The organism is Streptomyces nanshensis (assembly GCF_001751255.1).
GTDB lineage: Bacteria > Actinomycetota > Actinomycetes > Streptomycetales > Streptomycetaceae > Streptomyces > Streptomyces nanshensis_A.
The window spans coordinates 1-2,344 of record NZ_LJGW01000593.1; the positions used below are offsets into that span (position 1 = coordinate 1).

The 2,344-nt window shown below is 73.8% G+C and carries 2 protein-coding genes; both read right to left on the minus strand.

Annotated features, from left to right (window positions below; all coding sequences use genetic code 11):
• The coding region (locus AN218_RS30010; RefSeq protein ID WP_070020200.1) for a DUF1365 domain-containing protein at positions 1–661 on the minus strand (661 nt) is incomplete at its 3' end.
• Positions 658–1,992 (minus strand): NAD(P)/FAD-dependent oxidoreductase, encoded by a 1,335-nt coding sequence (locus AN218_RS30015; RefSeq protein WP_070020201.1) that lies wholly within the window; start codon positions 1,990–1,992, stop codon positions 658–660. The genes AN218_RS30015 and AN218_RS30010, both read right to left, overlap by 4 nt.
• Positions 1,993–2,344: the final 352 nt, after the last annotated feature.

Sequence of the window (2,344 nt, forward strand, 5' to 3'; positions counted from 1 at the left end):
TGGGCCAGGGGTGCCGCAGCGTGGCGCGCAGCAGTTCCGCGCGGGTGGCGGGCCGCCGCCGTCCGCGCAGCGTGGCGGTGAACGGGCGCCCGCCGGCCCGCTCCAGACGGACGGTGAGCGACAGCCGGTCGCCGGGGAGCGGCAGCCGCATCCGGTAGGCGCCGTCCACGGGGAAGAACGGCGAGACGTAGAACTCCTTGGCGGCGGTGGCCTCCCCGTCGTCGTCGGTGTGCAGGAGGTAGCAGTGCCGCTCGCCGTAGGTGTTGTGCACCTCGGCGACCACGCAGAGAAGCCGGCCGTCGCGGTCGTGGCACCAGTAGAGCGTCAGCGGGTTGAAGACATGTCCGAGGACGCGGGCGTGGGCGAGCATCAGGACCTGCCCGGTGGGCGGTCCGACGCCGCGGGCCGCAAGGAAGCGCTCCAGTCCGGCGCGGATCGTCGGGGCGCCGCCACCGAAGTGGTCGCGGGCCTCGAACCGGGCGAGCAGGCTCAACACCCGGGGCAGGCGCGGCAGTCGGTCCAGATCGGTCAGCCACATGTATGTGCGGTGGCGGACGGTGTGGCGCAGCGGCCGGGTCCGCACATGCGTCACCAGGCACTCGTACAGGGCCGCCCCGTGGACGGGCCGCGCCGCCTGCCGGACACGCCCTCGGGCGCTCACCACCGCACCCCCAGGGCCGCCGCGGCGTCGACGCCCGAGCGGCAGCCGTCCTCGTGGAAGCCCCAGCCGTGGTAGGCGCCCGCGAACACCGTGACGGCGGAGGCGAGTTCGGGCAGCCGCTGCTGCGCGGCCACCGACTCCGGTGTGTAGACGGGGTGTTCGTAGACCGTCGAGGCGGTCACGGCGTCCGGGTCCACCGCGCCGTCGCCGCCGAGGGTCACCAGATGGTGTTCCGGGCAGTCGAGGCGCTGGAGCCGGTTCATGTCGTAACTGATGCGCACGGACGAGGAGTCGGCGCCGCACGAGGGCATCAGATAGTTCCACGAGGCGCGGGCGGCGCGGGCGCGCGGCAGCACGGAGGCGTCGGTGTGCAGCAGCGTCGGATTGCGTGAGTAGCGGAAGGCGCCGAGGATCTCCCGTTCGGCCGTGGTGGGTTCGGCGAGCAGACGCAGGGCGGTGTCGGCGTGTGTGGCCACGACGACGGCGTCGTACTCGTGCGCCGCCCCGTCCTCGGTGACGATCTCGGCGCGGTCGCCGAAGCGCCGCACGGTGCGTACGGGGGTGGCGGTGTGAACTGCCGTGAGCTGCTTGGCGATCCGCTCGACGTACGCACGCGAACCGCCCTCGACGGTCCGCCACTGCGGCGAACCGCCGACGCTGAGCATGCCGTGGTGGTGCAGGAACCGGAAGAGATAGGCGGCCGGGTAGCGCAGCGCCGTCCGCGCGTCGCACGACCACACGGCGGAGACGAGCGGCGTGACGAAGTGCGCGGTGAAGTACGGCGAGTAGCCCCCGCGGGCGAGGAACTCCTCCAGCGTGGGCCCCACTTGGGCCGCCGGGCCGCGGCCGTCCGCGGTCTCGGCCCCGGCCCCGGTCTCGGTCTCGGTCTCGGCCAGCAGGCGCCGCGCCCCGCGGTGGAAGCGCGGCACCTCGGCGACCATCCGCAGAAAGCGCGGCCGGACGAGGCTGCGCGGCTGCGCGAAGACGCCGCGCGCACCGCGGGCGCCCGCGTACTCCAGACCGCAGCCCTCGCACCGTACGGACATGCTCATCTCGGACGGCCGCGTACGGACGTTCAGTTCGCGGAAGAGCCGCAACAGCAGTGGATACGTACGCTCGTTGTGCACGATGAACCCCGAATCGACGTGCTGCACACGGCCGTCGGCGGACGGGACGTCATGGGTGTGGGCGTGTCCGCCGAGCCGTCCGTCGGCCTCGTAGAGCGAGACGGAGCCGGTGCGCCGCAGCACGTGGGCGGCCGTCAGCCCCGCGACCCCGCTGCCCACCACGGCCACCCGCCGCCGCGCACCCCCGCCGCTGTGCTCTGCCATGCCGCTCCTTCCGTACGGGGCGGACCGCCGGCCGGACCGCGGGCGGACGATGCCCTCTCCGCCTTTCTTCGGAGCCGTGCGGGCGGCGGCTTGGTCGCGGACTCGGATTTCTTCCAACTGGCCTGAGCTGGGGACTTTTTCGCGGACGGGCCAATCCGGACGCTCCCGGGTGCCGAATGCGGGATGTGACCACAGACCGGCAGAGGACCCCGGACAGCCGCCGGGCCGCACACGGCACGGACGGCGACCGCGACCGCGACAGCGACGGCGACAGCGCGCGGAGCCGCAACGGCAGCGGCGGCGCGGAGAACGGCACTCGCCGCCGTGCGCGGCAGGCACCACGCCGCGGACT

Bases quoted from the DNA above. Each gene is read 5' to 3' on its own strand.
- AN218_RS30015 (WP_070020201.1), bottom strand. From the start codon at position 1,992: ATGGCAGAGCACAGCGGCGGGGGTGCGCGGCGGCGGGTGGCCGTGGTG.